Annotated in this window: 18 protein-coding genes and 1 tRNA gene; 5 read left to right on the top strand and 14 right to left on the bottom strand. The window is 41.5% G+C overall.

Features of this window, described 5'->3' with window-relative positions:
* Window positions 1–6 precede the first annotated feature (6 nt).
* The 5 genes from QGN29_RS01255 to QGN29_RS01275 all read right to left on the bottom strand — a co-directional run bounded on the left by QGN29_RS01255 (window position 7) and on the right by QGN29_RS01275 (window position 4,205).
* Window positions 7–1,083: a DUF2855 family protein gene (locus QGN29_RS01255; protein WP_310798835.1), complete on the bottom strand. Its 1,077-nt coding sequence runs from the start codon at window positions 1,081–1,083 to the stop codon at window positions 7–9.
* A 12-nt stretch (window positions 1,084–1,095) separates the two neighbouring features.
* Window positions 1,096–1,710, bottom strand: a complete 615-nt coding sequence (locus QGN29_RS01260; protein ID WP_310798836.1) for a hypothetical protein — start codon at window positions 1,708–1,710, stop codon at window positions 1,096–1,098.
* Entirely contained in the window at window positions 1,707–2,705 is a 999-nt protein-coding gene (locus tag QGN29_RS01265; RefSeq protein ID WP_310798837.1) for an NADP-dependent oxidoreductase, read from the bottom strand. Before QGN29_RS01265 ends, QGN29_RS01260 begins: the two co-directional genes overlap by 4 nt.
* A 132-nt stretch (window positions 2,706–2,837) precedes the next feature.
* Window positions 2,838–3,038 carry a hypothetical protein gene (locus QGN29_RS01270; protein WP_310798839.1) on the bottom strand — a complete coding sequence of 67 codons (201 nt, stop codon included), beginning with the start codon at window positions 3,036–3,038 and terminating at the stop codon, window positions 2,838–2,840.
* 12 nt (window positions 3,039–3,050) lie between these two features.
* Window positions 3,051–4,205 carry a glutathione S-transferase family protein gene (locus tag QGN29_RS01275; RefSeq protein ID WP_310798840.1) on the bottom strand — a complete coding sequence of 385 codons (1,155 nt, stop codon included), beginning with the start codon at window positions 4,203–4,205 and terminating at the stop codon, window positions 3,051–3,053.
* 160 nt (window positions 4,206–4,365) lie between these two features.
* Here QGN29_RS01275 and QGN29_RS01280 point away from each other — a divergent pair, with 160 nt between their 5' ends.
* From QGN29_RS01280 to QGN29_RS01290, 3 genes are read left to right on the top strand one after another with little or no spacing between them, the layout of a single operon-like run.
* Window positions 4,366–5,421 (top strand): MBL fold metallo-hydrolase, encoded by a 1,056-nt coding sequence (locus QGN29_RS01280; protein ID WP_310798841.1) that lies wholly within the window; start codon window positions 4,366–4,368, stop codon window positions 5,419–5,421.
* Window positions 5,422–5,431: 10 nt separating this feature from the next.
* Window positions 5,432–6,481, top strand: coding sequence for a glutathione S-transferase N-terminal domain-containing protein (locus tag QGN29_RS01285; RefSeq protein WP_310798843.1), 1,050 nt, complete (start codon window positions 5,432–5,434; stop codon window positions 6,479–6,481).
* Between the two features lie 6 nt (window positions 6,482–6,487).
* Window positions 6,488–8,266 (top strand): long-chain-acyl-CoA synthetase, encoded by a 1,779-nt coding sequence (locus tag QGN29_RS01290; RefSeq protein ID WP_310798844.1) that lies wholly within the window; start codon window positions 6,488–6,490, stop codon window positions 8,264–8,266.
* Between the two features lie 10 nt (window positions 8,267–8,276).
* On the opposite strand, the gene QGN29_RS01295 is transcribed toward QGN29_RS01290, so the two are convergent.
* The 7 genes from QGN29_RS01295 to QGN29_RS01325 all read right to left on the bottom strand — a co-directional run bounded on the left by QGN29_RS01295 (window position 8,277) and on the right by QGN29_RS01325 (window position 16,191).
* Window positions 8,277–8,861, bottom strand: a complete 585-nt coding sequence (locus QGN29_RS01295; RefSeq protein ID WP_310798845.1) for a TetR/AcrR family transcriptional regulator — start codon at window positions 8,859–8,861, stop codon at window positions 8,277–8,279.
* Window positions 8,858–10,114: a DsbA family protein gene (locus tag QGN29_RS01300; RefSeq protein ID WP_310798846.1), complete on the bottom strand. Its 1,257-nt coding sequence runs from the start codon at window positions 10,112–10,114 to the stop codon at window positions 8,858–8,860. The genes QGN29_RS01295 and QGN29_RS01300 overlap by 4 nt, the downstream gene beginning before the upstream one ends.
* A 1-nt stretch (window position 10,115) precedes the next feature.
* Complete coding sequence (locus QGN29_RS01305) at window positions 10,116–11,921, bottom strand: arylsulfatase (protein WP_310798847.1); 1,806 nt, start codon at window positions 11,919–11,921, stop codon at window positions 10,116–10,118.
* Window positions 11,922–11,923: 2 nt separating this feature from the next.
* Window positions 11,924–12,319 carry a hypothetical protein gene (locus tag QGN29_RS01310; protein ID WP_310798848.1) on the bottom strand — a complete coding sequence of 132 codons (396 nt, stop codon included), beginning with the start codon at window positions 12,317–12,319 and terminating at the stop codon, window positions 11,924–11,926.
* A gap of 10 nt (window positions 12,320–12,329) precedes the next feature.
* Window positions 12,330–13,181 carry a type 1 glutamine amidotransferase domain-containing protein gene (locus tag QGN29_RS01315; protein WP_310798849.1) on the bottom strand — a complete coding sequence of 284 codons (852 nt, stop codon included), beginning with the start codon at window positions 13,179–13,181 and terminating at the stop codon, window positions 12,330–12,332.
* Window positions 13,182–13,190: 9 nt separating this feature from the next.
* Window positions 13,191–14,843, bottom strand: coding sequence for a sulfatase-like hydrolase/transferase (locus QGN29_RS01320; RefSeq protein ID WP_310798850.1), 1,653 nt, complete (start codon window positions 14,841–14,843; stop codon window positions 13,191–13,193).
* Between the two features lie 127 nt (window positions 14,844–14,970).
* Entirely contained in the window at window positions 14,971–16,191 is a 1,221-nt protein-coding gene (locus QGN29_RS01325) for a saccharopine dehydrogenase family protein (RefSeq protein WP_310798851.1), read from the bottom strand.
* Between the two features lie 163 nt (window positions 16,192–16,354).
* Here QGN29_RS01325 and QGN29_RS01330 point away from each other — a divergent pair, with 163 nt between their 5' ends.
* Entirely contained in the window at window positions 16,355–17,116 is a 762-nt protein-coding gene (locus tag QGN29_RS01330; RefSeq protein ID WP_310798852.1) for an SDR family oxidoreductase, read from the top strand.
* A gap of 33 nt (window positions 17,117–17,149) precedes the next feature.
* Window positions 17,150–18,034, top strand: coding sequence for a fatty acid desaturase (locus QGN29_RS01335; protein WP_310798853.1), 885 nt, complete (start codon window positions 17,150–17,152; stop codon window positions 18,032–18,034).
* Window positions 18,035–18,107: 73 nt separating this feature from the next.
* On the opposite strand, the gene QGN29_RS01340 is transcribed toward QGN29_RS01335, so the two are convergent.
* Together QGN29_RS01340 and QGN29_RS01345 are read right to left on the bottom strand one after the other, a co-directional pair.
* A tRNA-Val gene (locus tag QGN29_RS01340) sits at window positions 18,108–18,196 on the bottom strand.
* Window positions 18,197–18,460: 264 nt separating this feature from the next.
* Window positions 18,461–19,402: a LysR family transcriptional regulator gene (locus tag QGN29_RS01345; RefSeq protein ID WP_310798854.1), complete on the bottom strand. Its 942-nt coding sequence runs from the start codon at window positions 19,400–19,402 to the stop codon at window positions 18,461–18,463.
* Window positions 19,403–19,472 lie beyond the last annotated feature (70 nt).

Here is a 19,472-nt window from a genome sequence, read left to right on the forward strand (position 1 = left end):
TTCCCCCTAGAGCGACACAAGAATTCCGCGTTTTCCTGATATTTTATTATCGAGCATATCTAACCAGATTTGAGCACAAGCTTCAGCACCCTGATGTCGCTCAACACTTAACTGGCCCTTCAGGCATACTGCTAATCCTGCACTAGCGACAGTAGCTTTTTCCATTAGAACGCCAGGTCCCCATTCTTTATTGCGTTTATCAATTTGGCCGGGTGTAAAGAAAAAGGCAGGACGTACACCAGGAACCTCTTGCTTCATGGATGCATCCTCCCAGTGTGTTGCGCCAACAATTTGACTCGATTGCAGATCACTTTCTAAATGCGTATGTAAGGCTAATCGAGTAGCTGCATCCCCTGACATATCTATATAGACGGATGATGTTTGTGCTAGGGATTTAATAGCATCATAAGTCACGACTTGATCACAAATATCTAATCCTTTGACAAAGTCTTTATTACCAGCAGAAGTTAAGCCAATCAGTTGACCTTTATAGCCATTCTTTTTGATAAAAGAAGCCGTGCCGATGCCTGTTTTTGAAGAAACAGATCCCACAATGATTTGACCTGCGTTAAACCAATCATGATCTAGCATAAAATCAGCGATCACAAATCCTGTCATAAATAATGGAAATAAAATGCACCGTTCATTTTCTAATGCTCTCATGCCTTCTGGCTCTCCCTGAGTCCGAGAATATTGATTATAGAGCGCAGGCAAACTTGCGCGATGAGAAGACTCATCAAAAAAATACCCTTCTTTAATTCTTCCTGGTATCATATCAAGATAACGGCTCATCGGGAAAAAGCCGTACAGCCGCTCACCAACCGAAATTTCAGCACAGTTGCTTTCAATGACATCCGCCATGCCCCATACAGTCACTTTACCCCAATCGTCTTCACCCGTCGGAAAATAGTGCCAATAGCCTATCATCTCGCCACTCATGGCATAGCCAACATTGTTTGATGTAAGAGCAAATTTATCGACCGATACACGAATTCCACCCTCTTGAAGAGGCATCAGGTCAGACTCAACAGTTCTCGTTTTTCGTAAGTTACTCTTTTTGGTCCATAATTCAGTATTTTTCATGATTTGATCGCCTTACAAAAATGTATTGATCCCAAAGGACAGTACAAAGCAGATGAGTAATATTAAGCACGGAACCCAGTAAAAAGGATTCATGAAGCTCATAAACCTGAATTGTATTGGGAAAGAAATGGTACGCTCTATTGCCATAAGTTTAAATTTATGCACATCCGGTAATTTATCATCTGATAATATTTCAGCAAAGTCACGGCGACTTCGATAGCGCATCATGCTCATCACAGGATAGTCTAAATCCTCCCTGATATTCCATGTATCGATATTATTCCCTACTCGCTTAACCATATAAACAGGATGGCCTGCACGTCGGAGCAGAGCTTTTGCAAATGGCTTATAATATCTATGCAAATTTTCTTGAGCCTCTTTTGTACTCATATCTTCGCTACTTTTCTTAAGCTCAATATAATTGGCTATAAAAAATTCTTTGCCGTCATCTTCTTCAAGAAATTTTCTAAAATCTTCTGGCTTGGTGGTCTCACTCGCTTTAGACCGCGAGAAATCATCCATAGTTTTTTCTATTTCAGCGGGCTTCATCGGCCCTCGAAAATTCCGATACCAGAAGACAAAAGTCATATGAATAATGGTGCCTATAACAAAAACTTCAAAAATCATTTTGCCACCTTTAATAAGAGTTTACCGTGATTTTTCCCTGCGTAGACCATCTTCATGGCCTCTCCAAAGTTCTCAATACCTTCTAGCATATGTTCTCGAAAAACAATTTTCCCTTCTTGCTTGGCTGCAATGAGATACTTAAGGGCCTCAGGAATGAGATGAAAATAATCTTTCATAGTAAACCCCTGAATTTTTAAGCTGCTGGAGATGACTTTTAGGAAGTTCGCTGGACCTTGAATAGCACTAAAATCTCCATACTGAGAGATAGCCCCACATATAACAATTTGTGATTGATAATTTGCCAAAGAAATTGCTGCTTCTAGTGTTTGACCACCAACATTATCAAAGTAAACATCAATCCCTTTAGGGCACTCGCGTTTCAACGCTTCATAAATATCTTCATTTTTATAGTCGATCACCCCATCCAATTTTAGTGTGCCTTTCAAAAAGGCACATTTTTCAGGGCCGCCCGCGATCCCTACAACGTATGCGCCTGCCAGTTTAGCAATCTGCGAAGCAACACTACCGACTGCGCCGCTGGCTGCTGAGACAACGACAGTATCGCCTTTTTTAGGCTTACCGATATCTGTCATCCCGAAATAGGCGGTATATCCCGTCATACCGAGCCCACTTAAAAAGTCTTTTGGCTCGCCATATGTCAGATCAATTTTCCGTAATTCGCGCTGATTTAAGATACCGTGCGTCTGTACACCTAAAAACCCAGTCACCCAGTCGCCAGCTTGAAAATACTTAGAATTACTCTCGAGAACTTCTGCGACACCAAAACAACGCATGATGTCCCCAGGTTGAACGGGGGGCATATAACTTTTTACATTCGTCGTCCAACCCCGCATAGCAGGGTCAAGAGAGATGGTATCCATGCGAATCCTAACATCACCCTCCTGCATGTCAGGTAATGGATCATGAGTAAGAGCAAAAATATCATCTGTTGATCCATCATGAAACTGAGTCGTTCTGACCTGTGTAATATCCAAAGTTCTCTCCTACTAAAATTACCACACTTCCTAAGCGTTGAAGATAAGCATTTAAGGTCGAGATCTAATGACCTCTACTAAAATGATCTGAGTAAGAAACGCTTACTTTTTAGCCACCCCTAAAGTAGCGCATTATATACATACAGGCCCTTGAAAACTGCGGACCTCTTGTCCCTTATGAAACCAGAAATATGTTGTGGCAACAGGCGCGGGCAATGCAATTATCAAGGGTTCATAAAGGGTGACTTTTCTTAGCACTGCTCCTTCTGGCAAAACAAGAGCACCATCATCTTTGGCTATTTCTTGTATTATTTCTGCTGCAGAGTTCAACACAATAAGCCTCTCTTATTTCCAAACTTCCAGACACTCTTTACGAATTATGCGACGCTGTGTTTTAAGTGTTAAAATCGATGTCAAATTTGATTTACTGAAAATATCACATACAGGCCTTTGACCTTCTGCACTCAAATCACCAAAATAATCTGTTAAGCGCTGTAAAAGGTAGAAACGATAAAGCATGACAGCACTGCTGTTTGTCTTACCGCGCCAATCAAAGGACGCATATCCAATACTTCGTTTAGATGGATTATCTAATCCGCTCGTTCCTGATTCAATGTGAGTATTTTTTTCAAGCCAGTCATTTGCAAATCCAACATGTGAAGTTATTTCAGGTAAATATTCTTCCGCCACATAAGCCATAAGTTTGATCAAGGTATCTGGAATTGCATCATCAGAAAATAAGTCACCCTTTGATGAGATATACAGATGGTTCTCATTACCAGCTGGCGCATTCATTCTTTCAACCCACTGGAATAAATGCGGTGCTTTTTTTTGCATAATCGACAATGGCTTTGGATCACGGCCTAAATGTGCAAAAAGAGGTCCAAAAAGACCGTAATCAGCGATCGTCGGCCGCCCGCCTAATAAGAAAGGATGATTAGTAAGATGGGCTTCAATATAAGTTAAAAACTCATCATACGAGTCTTCTACATCTTTTTGGTTCTCATCTTTAACACCAAATTGAATGGTTGCCTTTCTCATACGTCCACTGGCATGTAGAAAAAAGCCTTCTTGCTCTTCTGTCGAGAGATTTGGGGGTAAAACATCTCGGAACGCTAACTTAAGAAAGTCTAAATTAGCCTCATCAAAATTCCATCTGTAATGCATCGCTGGACGCAGCAGTCCCTCCCCTCCAAACAGTTCAAAGAGGTGAGCAATAGACTGCAAAACGGGCGTATCTGGATGAATAGACCCTTTATTGGGTTCCTCTTGATTCAGATAATCAAGAATCACTGTACCATCTTGAATAATATGATCTTCAGGGGTGACAACAGTTGGGATAATCCATCGCTGAACCTTTGGAACAATATTCTGAGTAAACTCTGGTAACCCTGCAGCCCGTTCAACAAAATTAACCCCATGAAAGCGCATATAGGCTCTGACTTTTGCCGTATAGAGCGAAGCCATCATGCCATATAAAATGTATGGTTTGTCCGTCATCTCACCCTGCCATTTGAATATTGATCCACATCTTCTAAATATATTGACATATTTTGTGTCATAATATTTAATGTTTGGCAAGAGGGGATTGAAAATAATCAAAACTCCACAACAAAATTTAGCCTATTTTTAATAGGAAAAATGAATAAGGAGGATATGAATGAAGAAAGTAAGCACCTTAGTTTTTCTATTAGTTACCATGATACTATACGCTAATCGTGATACCATAAGCATGAGAGTATTCGGAAAGATTATGGAATCTCGGCTTACAGTTTCATTATCCATAGACCTTGTTGACGGTTTACATGTTGGACTTTGTGGCGCGGGTTCTCCCTTACCTGATCCTGCAAGAAGCGCCCCGTGCACACTTGTCATTGCGGGCTCTCATCATTTTCTATTTGATGCTGGCCATACTGGCAACATTGGCTTAATGGGGTTTACCCCAGGAAAACTTGATGCTGTCTTTTTGACCCACTTTCATTCAGATCATATTGGAGATCTCGGTGAAATTGCCATGCAACGCTGGGTTTCTGCCAATCATACAAGTCCACTGCCTGTCTACGGGCCAGTTGGTGTGCAGACGATCGTCAACGGATTTAACCAAGCCTATTCATCTGATAGCTTTTATCGTACAGCACATCACGGGGAAGCAATAGCCCCCACGGCAGGCAAAGGATTGATTGCAAAGCCTTTTTTAGCAAGAGGCGAAGAAAAATTCATCATTTACCAAGATGGAGACACTACTATTTCTGCTTTTAAAGTTGGTCATGCACCGGTAGAGCCATCTGTAGGCTATCGCATTGACTATAAAGGACGTTCTGTTCTTATAAGCGGCGATACAGTCAAAACAAATTCAGTGATGACCTCCGCCAAAAATGTGGACCTTTTAATTCACGAAGGATTATCTAAAAGGTTAGTTAAAATCGCAGAAAACAGTGCCAAGGCCGTTGGTCAGAAGACAATGGCTAAGATATTCTATGATATTCAAGACTACCATACTGACCCTGAAGAAGCGGCAGAACTAGCCCAAAAGGCAGGTGTCAGGCATCTTGTATTTACTCATATTGTTCCAATGCTCCCTTTACCGGGGATGAAAAAGGCCTTCCTTGGCAAGTCAGATGAAATCTTTGATGGACCAATCACCATTGGGCAAGACGGTGATTTCTTTAGCCTTCCTGCCGGATCTGACCAAATAGTTATCGACAATAGATTATAGAGGTACGAGTATGACATCGCGCTTACGTCTTATTGGTGGAACCATGTCCCCCTATTCTAGGAAAATGGTTGCCCTTCTCAGATACAGACATATTCCCTATCAAGTCATATGGGGCGATATAAATCAAAAACTGCCTGAGATGGGCATTGAAAAGCCTAAGCCAGTTTTATATCCCGTTTTTCTTATGCCCGACAAAAACGGACAGGAAGTTGCGACTGTTGATTCAACTCCGATCATCAGAACGCTAGAGAGCCAATACACAGGACGCTCTGTTCTTCCTGACCACCCAGTCATGGATTTTATAAACTCACTTCTTGAAGACTTTGGTGATGAATGGTGCGTAAAATATATGTTCCACTATCGCTGGAATTTTAAAGAAGACATTCGTGTCTCTGGCCCAAAATTAATTTATTCGAGCGTTAATACGCTCCCAAAAGAGCCTGCAAAACAAATGGCTGATATGTTTAGTCAAAGACAAATAAGCAGGCTTTTTTGGGTTGGCTCTAATGAGACAACAGCCCCTTTGATAGAAGCATCTTACGAACGATTTCTTATCCTTATGGATAAACATCTAGAAGCACAACCTTTCCTTCTTGGCAGCCGCCCTTCCTCAGCGGATTTCGCTGTCCATGGTCAATTAACACAGCTCATCGCTGAAGATCCCACACCGCGTCGTATTGCCCATGATGTCTCTCTCAGAACAGTGAGTTGGACAGATATCATGGAAGACCAAAGCGGTCTTGATGAGAAATCAGCACGCTGGAATGCCCCTAGCAACCTGCCTGAAACACTAATGGATATCCTTAGAGAAGTTGGACGCACTTATGTTCCCACAATGATAGCTAATGCCAAAGCAGTCATTGCTGGAGAGGAAAGCTGGACCTGTCATGTAGATGGTCATACATGGGAACAGCCTGTCAATCTATACCAGGCTAAATGTCTCAAATGGATACGAGAAGAATTTAAAACTCTCTCGACTGATCACCAACATCAAGCATTAGAGATCCTCTCTGAAGCAGGGTGCAAGCCCTTAATTGATGCCTCTATTGAAAAAAAGTAATTTATTATGTTCAAGAAACTATACAGCCAACTGAAATTCATTCGAGGCATGTCTCATATTCTCAAGATCATGAAGGGACAAGAGCCGGAAGCGACAAGAACTTTGATAGATGATATTGAAGCCTCCATCGACAGAAGCAGAGACAAGCTTGCTATTATTGATGAACAGGGATCTTACACTTTTGCAGAGTTTGAGGCGCGTGCCAATCGTTATGCTCACTGGGCCAAACAGCAAGGATGGTCTGCTGGCGACACCGTCGCCTTGATGATGGAAAACTCTATAGATTATCCCGCTGTATGGTTTGGGCTCGGTAAGGTTGGGATCATTACTGCTCTCATAAACTCAAATCTTGAAGGCAAAGGTCTTATACATTCTATATCTATAGCGAATAGCAAAGCAGTCATTACCAGAGGCCGGCAAGCGATATCAGTCGCAAATATTCAAAATTCCTTAGACAGTGATCTCACAGTATGGGATTTAGATGGAAAGGTTGGAAATTATTTAGAAGTAGCTCTGTCAGAAGTAAATGATGTACGCCCTGATCGAATCCATAGAGCCCATTTATGCGGGCGTGATACTGCCCTCTATATATACACGTCTGGGACTACCGGACTGCCAAAAGCGGCACGTATACCCCACATGCGTCTGAGTCGCTCGGCCCGCATTCCTGTTGCAATGTGTGGTCTCAGAAACACGGATATCGTCTATATAGTTTTACCGCTTTATCATATCACAGGCGGGGCATTAGGCATGGGCGGTGCTTTATTAAAAGGAGCCACTACAGTTATCAGAAAACAATTCTCTGCATCAAACTTTTGGAATGATTTACATGACCATAAAGTAACAGTCTTTTTCTATGTTGGGGAATTATGCCGATATCTCGTAAACTCAGATCCTCATGAATTAGAGAGGTCCCATAGCCTAAGAGCTGGAGTTGGCAATGGGATGCGAGGCGATGTCTGGCGGAAATTTGTCGACCGTTTCAAAGTCACTCATATGCATGAATTATATGGATCGACAGAGGGCAATGTTGCTTTCATAAATATGGATGGAACAATTGGTGCTGTTGGTCAAATGCCTGCTTGGGCAGGCAAGAAATTAGGTATGGATTTTGTTAAGTTTGATATTGAAAAGGAACTGCCTGTTCGCGACCCACAAGGACGGTGTATCAGAGCTGAGATAGATGAGATAGGTGAAGTCATTGGTCGTATTGAAGATACCGGCATGAATAAATTTGATGGCTATCACGAGAAAAAAGCGACGGAAGCGAAAATTCTTCATGATGTCTTCACACCAGGAGACAAATGGTTCAGAACCGGAGACCTTATGAAGCGAGATAACTATGGTTATATCTATTTTATCGATCGTATTGGAGACACATATCGCTGGAAAGGTGAAAATGTAGCCACCAATGAAGTTGCTGATGTGCTCTCAGACTTTGAAGCTATTGAAACAGCCAATGTTTACGGCGTTTCTGTGCCAGGAAATGATGGGCGTGCCGGTATGGCGGCACTTACCTTATCAGGTTCCATAGATTATGAAGATCTGCTTGCCTACCTTCAATCAAATTTACCCAGCTATGCACTCCCTATATTCTTGAGAATTCAAGATCATGCGAGCATGACTGGGAATTTCAAGTTTCAAAAAGTGACGGTCCAAAAAGAAGGGTTTGATATCTCTAATATAAAGGAAAATGTCATGTTTTTATGTCCTGAAGAAAAAGCATATGGACCCCTGACAGTCGATAAATACCGCCGTTTAATAACTGAGGATTATCGATTGTAAGTCCCTCGGGTTATTTCAATAAACTCTCTAGTTGCCCTTGTAAAAGATCTTTAGCGTCGTCTCGGCTCATTCCTTGGTGTCTTGTAAGACGGTTCCAAGCTTCAAAAGAAACAAGAGCTTCAACAAATTGTTGAGTAGGAACATCTTTACCCTTAAGTTCTGGCAAACAAAGAAATAAATGCTGTTTGAAAATACTGTTTAAATCCTCATAGGTGTTCTTGAGAGCTTGGTATTTCCATAACTGACTGAGTGTACTTAAAATCATTTCTCTATATTTAATATATAAGACATGACGCGCTCTCAAAAAAGCATCAACTCTCTCTTCAAGCGGCCCTTCAATAATGGATTGCCTAAGAAACCCATATTCTGATTCTTTAATATCTTCATGAAGTGAATAAAACAGACTTTCCATATCATCAAAGTGACGGAAAACAGTCCGAATACCAACCTTTGCTCTATCAGAAACTTGTTGCGCTGTAGGAATACGAACGCCCTCACTCATCAAATCACCCAAGGCCTTTTTTATGGCCTCTCTGCTCTTTAGGCTTCTGGCTTTACGGCCATCATTATGTGATTTTTTTTTCACAACTGTCATAAATATCCTATTTTACTTATAAACTTTGCGATCAACCAAAGTCTATCTTGCCCCCAAGCTTTAATCACTTCATTACCTGCTTCATCAAGCAGTCTGTAACTTGGAACTCCCCATAATCCAAACTCATACATATCAAGCCTATTAGATTCTAATACCTCTGTCCATTCTATTTCATCAAGGTGACTTATCGCATCTGACCAATCGAGACCAACATTCTTGCAAACAGTCTTCAGTCCATTGTTCGTGTTAGTATTGATACCCTCCACAAAAGCCGCATTTAAAAAGGCACTCAGAAACTGCTCCCCTTTGTCATGGGTTTTCGCCCAATGATAAAGACTATATCCTTTCTTCACAGGTTCCCCAATTGGATCATAGAACTTTCCATAAGGGATATCTTGAGCACGAGCTTCACGCGCAGCATCTTTAAAGATATACATCCCCTTCTGTCGTGTTGCAGGTACACCGCGCATGACCATAGGGAGGACAGGTTTAATAATAAGATTTACGCCTGTCTTGCGAGCAAATTTAACAGTTTGATCATAGGCAAGCGCTGTATAAGGACTTCTCAAGGAGGCATAAAACTCCAGCGTTAAACTAGGTCCCTTTGCAGCCTGATCCTGAATAATTTCAGGTCGTGGATAGAGAAAACCTTGCTCTGGATATTTATCTGCTCCAAACAGTCTTAGGCGATTTTCTAGATGATAGAGCCTGTCGATCCCCCAATACCATTCACCCTCATAATAAAACATTGCCCCACTATAATGCCCAAGCCTAGCGCGCAATTGATTCCCAACGTCTTGCCTTTCACTAAGAGAGCCCTGAGCTGCTGATCCATATGAGTCCTGGATCGCCATCACCGCTTCATCAGACATACTCTGAGGACTTTGGAGACCAAAACAAGGGGCAATGAGAGATGCATCTGTATAAGAATATTTTTCTAATAAGTCAGGTTCAGGGGCATTATAACCGCACTCAGCAGTTACAAGATGCATGATGAGTTCTATGTCATAACGCTCTAGCAGCGGTTTAAGGGTTTGAACTGCCAAATCGGAATAGCCATCTTGACTTTGATGAAAGTAATAAACAACATGACCACGATTATCTTTTAGGCGTTTCTTTTCAGAGTTTGCCCATAATTTTTTTTGTGCTTTTTCGCTCCCAATAGAGGTCAATATTTTTGACTGAAGCCAACGAGTAAATCTATCCGGATTACTCTTTGAAGCGCCTGATTGTTGGGTCGTATAATCTGTCATTCTAATCCTTCGATTTCATGCGCCAATAAACACCAAAAGGCAATAATATCAGCATCAACAAAATAAGAGAGATGATTGAATTTCTATTCATCACAAGCGTGTTCAGTAAAAGTTGTCTTATATGGTTACCATAGCTTTCAGGGACTTCGTAAACACCCGCCTCTTTAGCCCATAATTCATATGCTGACAGCATCCGCTGAAACTGAAGCGGCTGGATAGTTTTAAGATCTTCTGTCTCGCCAGGATCTTTAAGGATATTAAATAGCTGCCACTCATTATTGCCAATGGGGCTGCGCAAGTGTCGGATTTTATAATCACCCATAAAGAGAGCACTATTTCCTGCGAGTTCATAAGCAACAGGTTGTTCTTCTGGATATACTTTAACCATCTTATTTTGTAGCACTGGCACAAGACTATTCCCTGATATTTTTTCAATCCGACGTCCTGCATAAATGTCACTTGGTCTTGGAGCTCCTACTATATCTAGAATTGTTGGTGTAATATCAGTCGCAAAACTAAAGGCATCAGATATACGACCTTTGTCTTTTACAAGGTCACCAGAAATGATAAGAGGGACGCGCATCCCGCCTTCAGAAGTATAAAATTTATAGTAAGAGAGAGGTGAAGCTGATGCGCTGGCAAAACTCAATGAAATAGCATTATAACTGCCCTGTAGACCCAAGGTATTATACTCACTTGTATAACCTGTGCGACGATTGCTTAGACGTGTTAATAGACCAGATTGCTGATTATCTCTACCCGAAGAATGTGTGCCATTGTCTGAGGTGAAAATAAAGATGGTATTATCATATTCACCTCTGTCCTTTAGATATTGAATCAGCCGCCCTAAATGATGATCCATGGCTTCCACCATGGCGCCGTATACAGCCATCCTTTTGGCTTCATATCGCCTCTCACCTTCTGATAAACTTTCCCAATTAAGCGTCGTTGACATTTCGTTCATTTTTGTATTCGCCGGAACAATACCTTGATCAATTGCGCCTTTTAATCTGGATTGACGTAGCGCATGCCACCCAGCATCATATTTTCCCATATATTTATCGATAAAATTCTGAGGGGCCTGAATGGGAATATGCACTGCTTGAAAAGGTAAATAGCCAAAGAAAGGTTTTCCGCCTTCAAGATCGCTATCAATAAATTCGATAAGCTTATCCACTAAAAATTCTGAAGAATAAAAATCATCTGGCAAATCGGCAGGCTTGCCGTCCGCATACCAATTCGCTTCTTTATAAAGAGGGATATAAGGACGATCTTCCCAATTATCAGCCCCACTATCCCCTAGAGAAAAAGTCCTATGAAACCCTCGATTAAAGGGCAATTTATCGGGTGTTTGGCCCAGATGCCACTTCCCCGCCATATAGGTGTTATATCCATTATCCTGCAAAAGTGTGGCGATAGTCACAGTGCGATGCGATAGAACACCATCATAAGCTGGCATCTTTCTTGTTGCATCGGGCCGCGTTTCACGAATATTGCCCACACCTGCACTATGGTTATTAACCCCAGTCATAAGCATCGCGCGAGCAGGAGAACAATTTGCTGCAGTATGATAATTCGTAAACCTGATGCCTTTAGACGCCAGAGCGTCGATAACGGGCGTTGAAATTTCACTGCCATAGGACCCTAAATCTGTATATCCAAGGTCATCCGCCAGAAGTAAAATAATATTGGGTTTTTTAGTCTTTGAAGCATTATTATCCTCAGAAGCATATAAAGCCTTTGAAGTATGAATAGGCAGGGGTAAAAAAACACAAAGACTGATTAGGGCACCAATAATATATTTCATTTTCAGCCCCTCTTAGTTTCGCAAATATATCCACTTCCATAATACCACAAGAGAGCAATGATGATCTCAGGCATGATCATATCGCCCGCAAAATCAGCGTGATGAATGAGCCAAGCCATAAGTCTACCAAAGGCAGTCAGACCAAGCATGATCACAGGCATATAAAACCAAAATCTTTTTTTTGTGACGATACCCAGAAAGGCACAGAGTCCAAGGGTTAAAAAATAAGCTGAAAGATCACCGATCTGCGAACTCAGTCCCAGTCCAGTCATAAGTTCAAATCCAAATTCAGGAGCCACACCTGCAGGATCAATGATCCACCTTAAGCCAATCAAGATAAACAGAAGGGCCGGCAAAGCCATAATAATGCGTACAAAATTCAACAATTTACTATTCATTCATTCCGTCCTATTTATCAGCGATCAAACTCAGCATTTTATGGGAAGTTTCAAGACCAGAATTTTGATTTTGACCCGTCACAAATCGTTTCTCAGCGTCAATGACAACATGCGTTTGAAAGATGTCACGAAACCCAGTACTCGCTTCATATAATGCGCCAGCCTTTCGGAGCTCAGTTTCTGGATGCTTGGGTGTCACTTCGATCCCTAACTCTTTCAATTGTTTATCAGTGACACCTGTCATTTTTCTACCTGCTATTAATAAATTGCCATCTTTATCTTTTGCATTCACCAACCCTAAGACACCATGACATACGCCGCCAATTACTGCTTTTTTCTCGCTATAATAAGCCTGCGTAATTTTGGTCGCTAATACAGAGGACTGCGCCATATCATAAGCAGCACCCCAACCGCCTGACAAAAAGATTAAATCATAGTCTTCAAAATTAACATCTTGAATTGCGAGAGAATTCTTGACCTTGGCTTGAAAAATTGTGTCTTTTTGAAATTGTTTATCTTCCACAGTAATCACAGGATGACTAAAACTTTGTGGATCAATCGGAATTTCACCGCCCTTAATACTCGCCACATCAATTTCCATTCCAGCGTCTAGAAATGTGTAATAAGGATGCGTTAACTCTGAACCGAATACACCTGTCGCCGGACCCTCAGTTTGACCGGGCTCAGAAAGAATACTGTGGCTGGTTGTGATAATGAGAGCCCGTTTCCCTTTTGCACTATATGTTGGTCCCGTGTAGACTGGATGCAGCCCAGCTTTATGAAGAATTGTTGGCAGTGCAATGGCAATTAATAGGACAACTGCACCTAATCCAGCTGCAATTTTCAATAGTTTCTTTTTCATTCTTCACTCCTAGTTTGGCCAATAAATATATTCATCACCTTTTTTGTAAGACTGCTCATTGGTCTTATCAATCAAGATTGGGGCGAGGATTGAATAGGGATAGCGAGCCCCTTTTCCCGAAGCGATGTGATTTTTTATGAGGTGATGTAACTCACTTACTTTTGTTGGTATCTGCTCAGCAAGATTATTTTGCTCCGTCGGATCTTCCTTAAGATCATAGAGCCATACTTTCTTGGGGTTTTCAGAAACCTTCAACTTCCAATCGCCAAGTCTGATTGCCCTGTAGAAACCACTCTGGAAAAACAAGGGTCGTTCTTTTATTGCACCTTTGCCACGGGCATAGGGCAGTAAATTGACACCGTCAATCTTTACATTTTGCGGCAGAGGCGCGCCGGCTGCTGCAGCCAATGTTGGAAAGATATCAATATGCATAACGGGGGTATCTAATTCTTTAGCTTCAGGAAGGCCATTAGGCCATTTTATGAAATGCGGAACTCTCAATCCCCCTTCAAAAAAGGTTAATTTCCAACCTCTAAATGGTTTATTCAACTCTGGAAGCCCCACATATCCAGCACCGCCATTATCACTTGTGAAGACAATCATAGTATTATCAGCCTGCCCTGTTTCTTCTAAGGCTTGCTGAATTTTACCTACACTGCGATCAATAGCTCGCATCATAGCCGCATACACACGGCGATTATGAGGTTTAATATCGCCAACCGCTTCATAGTCTGCACGTGTTGCCTGTAAGGGAGTATGCGTACCCCAATGGGCTAAATAAAGAAAGAAAGGACGGTTTTTATTCGCCTTGATAACTTTGACACTTTCATTAGTCCAAAAATCAGTGAGATAGCCTTTAGGCTGAAAAAGATCTTCATCCGTCGCATTATTAAATGTTGCTGAATACCGCAATCTTGCCCATAAGATCTTATCGATAGGATCCTGCTCTAATTTTGCATTCACCACATCTGGATGATCTTCTGGCAAGTAAAGTCCGCTATGCATATACAAGCTATCATCGAAACCTTGATCATTCGGTGCCATGCCATTATAGCGCCCCATATGCCACTTCCCGATATGGGCTGTATAATACCCTCGCTCTTTCAGCACTTCTGCAATAGTTACTTCCTCTGCAGGTAACCCCTGATTTTCAAAGGGCACATCATTTTCAAAGCCTGGAAGTGTTTCGGGCATGTTGCGATCAATAGAGTTACTAACAGATATCAATGGACCAGCACCACCAGGAAAAGGTGTGAATTCATAGCCCGTCGTATTTTGATATCGTCCGGTCATCATCATACCCCGCGAGGGCGCACACGTAGCATTTCCAGCATAGCTTTGTCTGAAAACCACAGATTCTGAGGCTAATTTATCAATGTGCGGCGTTTTTAAAAGTCCGCCCGCAATTCCACCTCCAAATGTTGAAATGTCATTGTAACCAACATCATCAAGGACAATAAATATAATATTAGGCTTTTGATTAAGCGCCTTCGATTCTGTCTCAGGACCTTGCTGCCATACTACCTCTCTGTTTGGCCGGATATCATATTGAGCATCAGTGCGTTTACTAATCATAAACAACATCAACTCTATTCGATTAAACCAAGCAACTGATCCACCAACAGCAATCACTAAAGTAAAGAATATCAGAAATTTCTTCATCTCACTCCCCAGAAAGAAGGTCACATTTATATATTGACATAAACTATGTCATAATAAAAAGGAGATGTCTATACCTTAAGCCGAGGCGTGAGATGAGTTGAGAATACCAACAAGAAAAGGCAGCCCCTTACTCATTCAATATTTCAAAAGTTAAGCCAGCATTTTGCTCTAATCTCTCTATCAGAGTATGCCCAAAAAGAGTGGAAGGTGTCCAAAAACCGCCCTTCTTCTCTAGTTTATCTAACGCAGCAAGGCAAACTGCGGTTTCAGATATCATTTTAGAGGTACTACCATATCCAGGATCTTTATCTCCGGTAAGTTTCAGCGTCAATTTATCACCTTGATCTGAACGTCCAACAAACCTTAGATCATACATACCTGTCTCTTGTTCTTTTGGTGAAGGCCCTTCTCCAGGTTTGGGCAAAATAAATTTTTCCAAGATCCATCGTGTAGGCGCTAATGCCGCGAGTGTCATAAAAATAGTTAAGCCTAAACTCATTTTACGTGCTCGCGACTTTCCATTAGAGTCACGACCCATCACCATTGCTTCACTATATTTAAAATCTCTGCCATAGGCCTTATCACGCAGGGCGTTCGAACGATGCACAACCCGCGAGTTCACAGCTTCCATGACAAAAGGTGCAATCCAAGCATGATACTGTTCGTCAAATTCTGCCTTGCTAACATTATGCTGTCGCACGGTGAACCCATGCCCTTCAGGACAAATACTATAAGGATTTTTAACAAGTTTACGTACTTTCGGGTCTTTGACAGCTTCTTTTGTCAAATTGACCATACTTGCTATAGTCCCTCCGCTGGCTCCCCCTTTGATTTTGGCAACGCGCATATCCACCTGCGTCAAATAAGATCCTGTCTTTTGTTTGGCATGCTCCTGCAGATAAAACACGCCCATATCAGATGGAATAGAATCAAAACCACTACAATGGACAATGCGTGCACCAGATTTCTTCGCTGCTTCCTCATAGTGATCGAGCATTTTTTTATACCACTGGATTTCACCTGTTAAATCACAGTAATCTGTACCTGTTTCAGTACAAATTTTAACAAGAGGTTCTCCGTACAATGCATAAGGGCCAACTGTTGATAATATTACTTTGGTTTGATCCACTAGGGCCTTCAAGGACTCTTCGTCCCCTGCATCCGCAATAAAATAAGGAATATCTTGCGCTTTATGCTTTTCTCTTAGATCAAGCAATTTGGCTTCGCTTCGTCCTGCAATGGCCCAAGAAATACCACGATCAGTACCGTATTTATCCATCATATAGGCGACAATAATATCCCCAACAAAACTTGTTGCCCCATAAATGATTATATCAAATTTTTCCATTCCAACTCTCCCATAAAAATCCCTCCTAAATATTGACATATTATATGTCATAATATTATAACACTGCAAGACCATAGCGTATTATACTATCAAATGAGAGTTTAGCATGAACATTAAACAAAGCGCTCGAATTAAAAAAATCAGCCTACAAAGGGATCAATAAATGACTAACTTATTTGATTTAAATGGAAAAATTGCGCTTGTTACCGGCGCCAGTCGGGGGATTGGCGAAAGCATTGCGAGAACACTGGCCGATGCTGGTGCCCATGTCATTGTTTCCAGTCGCAAGGCGGTCGACTGTATGGCTGTTGTTGATGCCATTAAAACTGACGGTGGTTGTGCCAGCGTTTTTGAATGCAACGTGGGCAACATGGACGATATTCATGCAATCTTTAATCATATCCAAGATGAATTTGGCAAACTGGATATTCTCGTCAATAACGCCGCTGCTAATCCTTATTTCGGCCCTATATTAGACACACCCGATTGGGCCTTCGAAAAAACTGTTGAAGTGAATTTACGTGGATATTTTTATATGTCTGTTGAGGCAGGCAAGATTATGCGCGAGCAAGGAAGTGGTTCGATCATCAATACAGCGTCAGTGAACGCCTTACAACCGGGCATGCACCAAGGTATCTATTCCGTTTCTAAAGCTGCTGTTGTCTCAATGACAAAATCTTTTGCTAAAGAATGCGGTCAATTTGGTATTCGCGTGAACGCTTTATTACCCGGCCTGACAAAAACAAAATTTGCAGGGGCATTATTTGAAAACGGAGACATGTATAATGCATTTCTAAAGCAAATTCCCCTTGGTATACATGCCCTACCAGAGCAAATGGCAGGCACTGTTCTCTATCTTGCTTCTGATGCATCTAGTTATACAACAGGGGAGTGCATAGTCGTTGATGGTGGCCTTACAATCTAGTGAATATTTAGCCTTTATAATTGGAGTCTTCACATGTCTCTTCCTTCAAAATCGGATGATCCTAAGCTGTTTAAAATGCTCTTAAAGCGCCCCAGCATTGCTTGGCCGACCCTTCTCTTACTGGTCTCCGCCTATGGGATATTCAGCCTCACTCTGTTGGCTTATTCTGACGCAGCCCTGTCCCTTCCCTGGGTCATCTTATGGAATTCAATCGCGTCTTATATGGCTTTCACGGTGGCCCATGATGGGACGCATAATGCAATTAGCACAAACCAACACGTAAATGACTGGGCCGGACGCGCTGCTATAGCCCTTTTAGAGCCAGGGCCATTTTTTAAAGTCTTTCGTTTTATTCATATGCGCCACCATCAATATACCAACGATCCAGAAAAAGATCCTGATACTTACTGTGGTCATGGACCCGCATGGGTTATGCCTCTAAGGTGGTTAAGTCTTGATGTCATTTATTTCAAAACCTATTTGCAGAAAGAAAACTTCAGCAAGAGTAAAAAAGCTGAAAAAATAGAATTTTTCCTCTGCCTGATTTTTGCAATTCTAGTTATCAGTACAGTCACCCTTTTGGGATTGTTAGAGGCTTACCTTCTATTATTTTTTATTCCCACACGTATTGCAAAATTATTCATTGTATTTGGCTTTGATTTCTTACCGCACTACCCCCATAAAATAACCGTGAAAGAAAATCGCTATCAATGCACCTCTAACCGTGTTGGTCTAGAGTGGCTTCTAACCCCTCTATTCATCTCGCAAAATTACCATCTCGTGCACCATATTTATCCTTCAGTACCCTTCTATCGCTATCTTAAAATTTGGAATGCTAGACTAGATTATCATAACGCTAAAAAGCCTGCGATAACCGATACATTCGCGATAACGCCGAAAGTAAAAAATAATACTTAGGCACAGATTTGGGCACAAGTGGAATTTGACATTCCCTTTAAAAGTATAACCAATTGAAATGTAAAGAGAAATATGGTGGTCGGTACTGGGTTCGAACCAGCGACCTCTTCGATGTCAACGATAAGAGAGATGAATTACAGAGAATTATTTCAAGTGATCTAAAATGATCTAAAATGACATCGTCAGAATAACCTATTGAAATTACTATAGTAATCACGACATCAATAAAGATACTATAAGATTATATGAAATAGTCACAAATTAATCCAGCCACATTAGTAAGTTTAACCTGTATAGAAATGGACACCGATATTTCAAATATCGCTCTTCCAATACCTCGATGAATTCAAATATATTAAGGCAAATTATTTTGAATTAAAATCAAAACATAAAGTATATATGCATTTGAATAAGCAGCTAATTCAGTCAACTTTTTTTAAGCCAGTTTCTATATCCAATATCAGCAATACCTAAAATTAACCTACTGAGTTTCTGAGCTGCGGGCGCTAAGGGTATATTATCCTTCGTAGCGATCACGCCAGTAATGTCCATAGGAAATAAATGACGCGCCCCAGGTACAATCTGAGCACGACCCTCTCTCAGAGCCGCTTGTAGTGTGCTCTCTGCAATAAAACCGACCGCGTCTGTTGCAGGAATTAACTTTCGCAGTAAACCAATTTCATGAGAAATGAGGAACATCTCACGTAAAGAGTCTATTGTGGGGAAGTGATTAGGATATTGGTCCGTAATCTGTTTTAAAAACCAATCAGGGACATCTCCTCCAATAAAAGGGTAATCAAAAAGGTCCTCAACTTTAAGGTCTTTAAGATCAAGCAAGGGATGCCCGGAGCGGCATATTAGCGGAGACTGGGCAATCTTAAATTCACGGTAATCAATGTGTGGCACTTCTCTATCCGGAGCGAGCCCAATATACATATCGATAACACCGTCCATCAGATCTTTATCCATGGTGCGCCAGTTACGAGGCAAGACTGTAAATTGTAATTTTGGATGGTCAGTCAGCAGTTGAACGAGCGCTGGTGCAAGAAGCCCCTCACTCAAGTTTGGATCGATTCCGACGATCAATCGCCCAATTTCAAGGGCTTGCATCATGGATAGTTCGCGTTCAGCTCTATCCATTTGCTCAACAGAACTTCTCGCGGCATCTAAGATACGCCTCCCATAAACTGTAGGCACTGTTCCAAGCTTGTTTCTGGTAAACAGCATGACGCCGTAGCGTTCTTCCATTTTATTCACTGTTTGACTGAGCGCACTATGTGAAATGCCAAGATTAGCCGCTGCTTTACGGTAGTTTCCTGTATCTTCTAGTTCAATTAACTGTCTGAGCTTCGATAAGTCATCCATCATTTTTACCCCATTGGTAAGTGTAGCTTACCTTATTGACTTAAAAGGTAAGTGGTGTCAAGACTCGAGCTGA

The sequence above is a fragment of the Temperatibacter marinus genome, assembly GCF_031598375.1.
Lineage (GTDB): Bacteria > Pseudomonadota > Alphaproteobacteria > Sphingomonadales > Kordiimonadaceae > Temperatibacter > Temperatibacter marinus.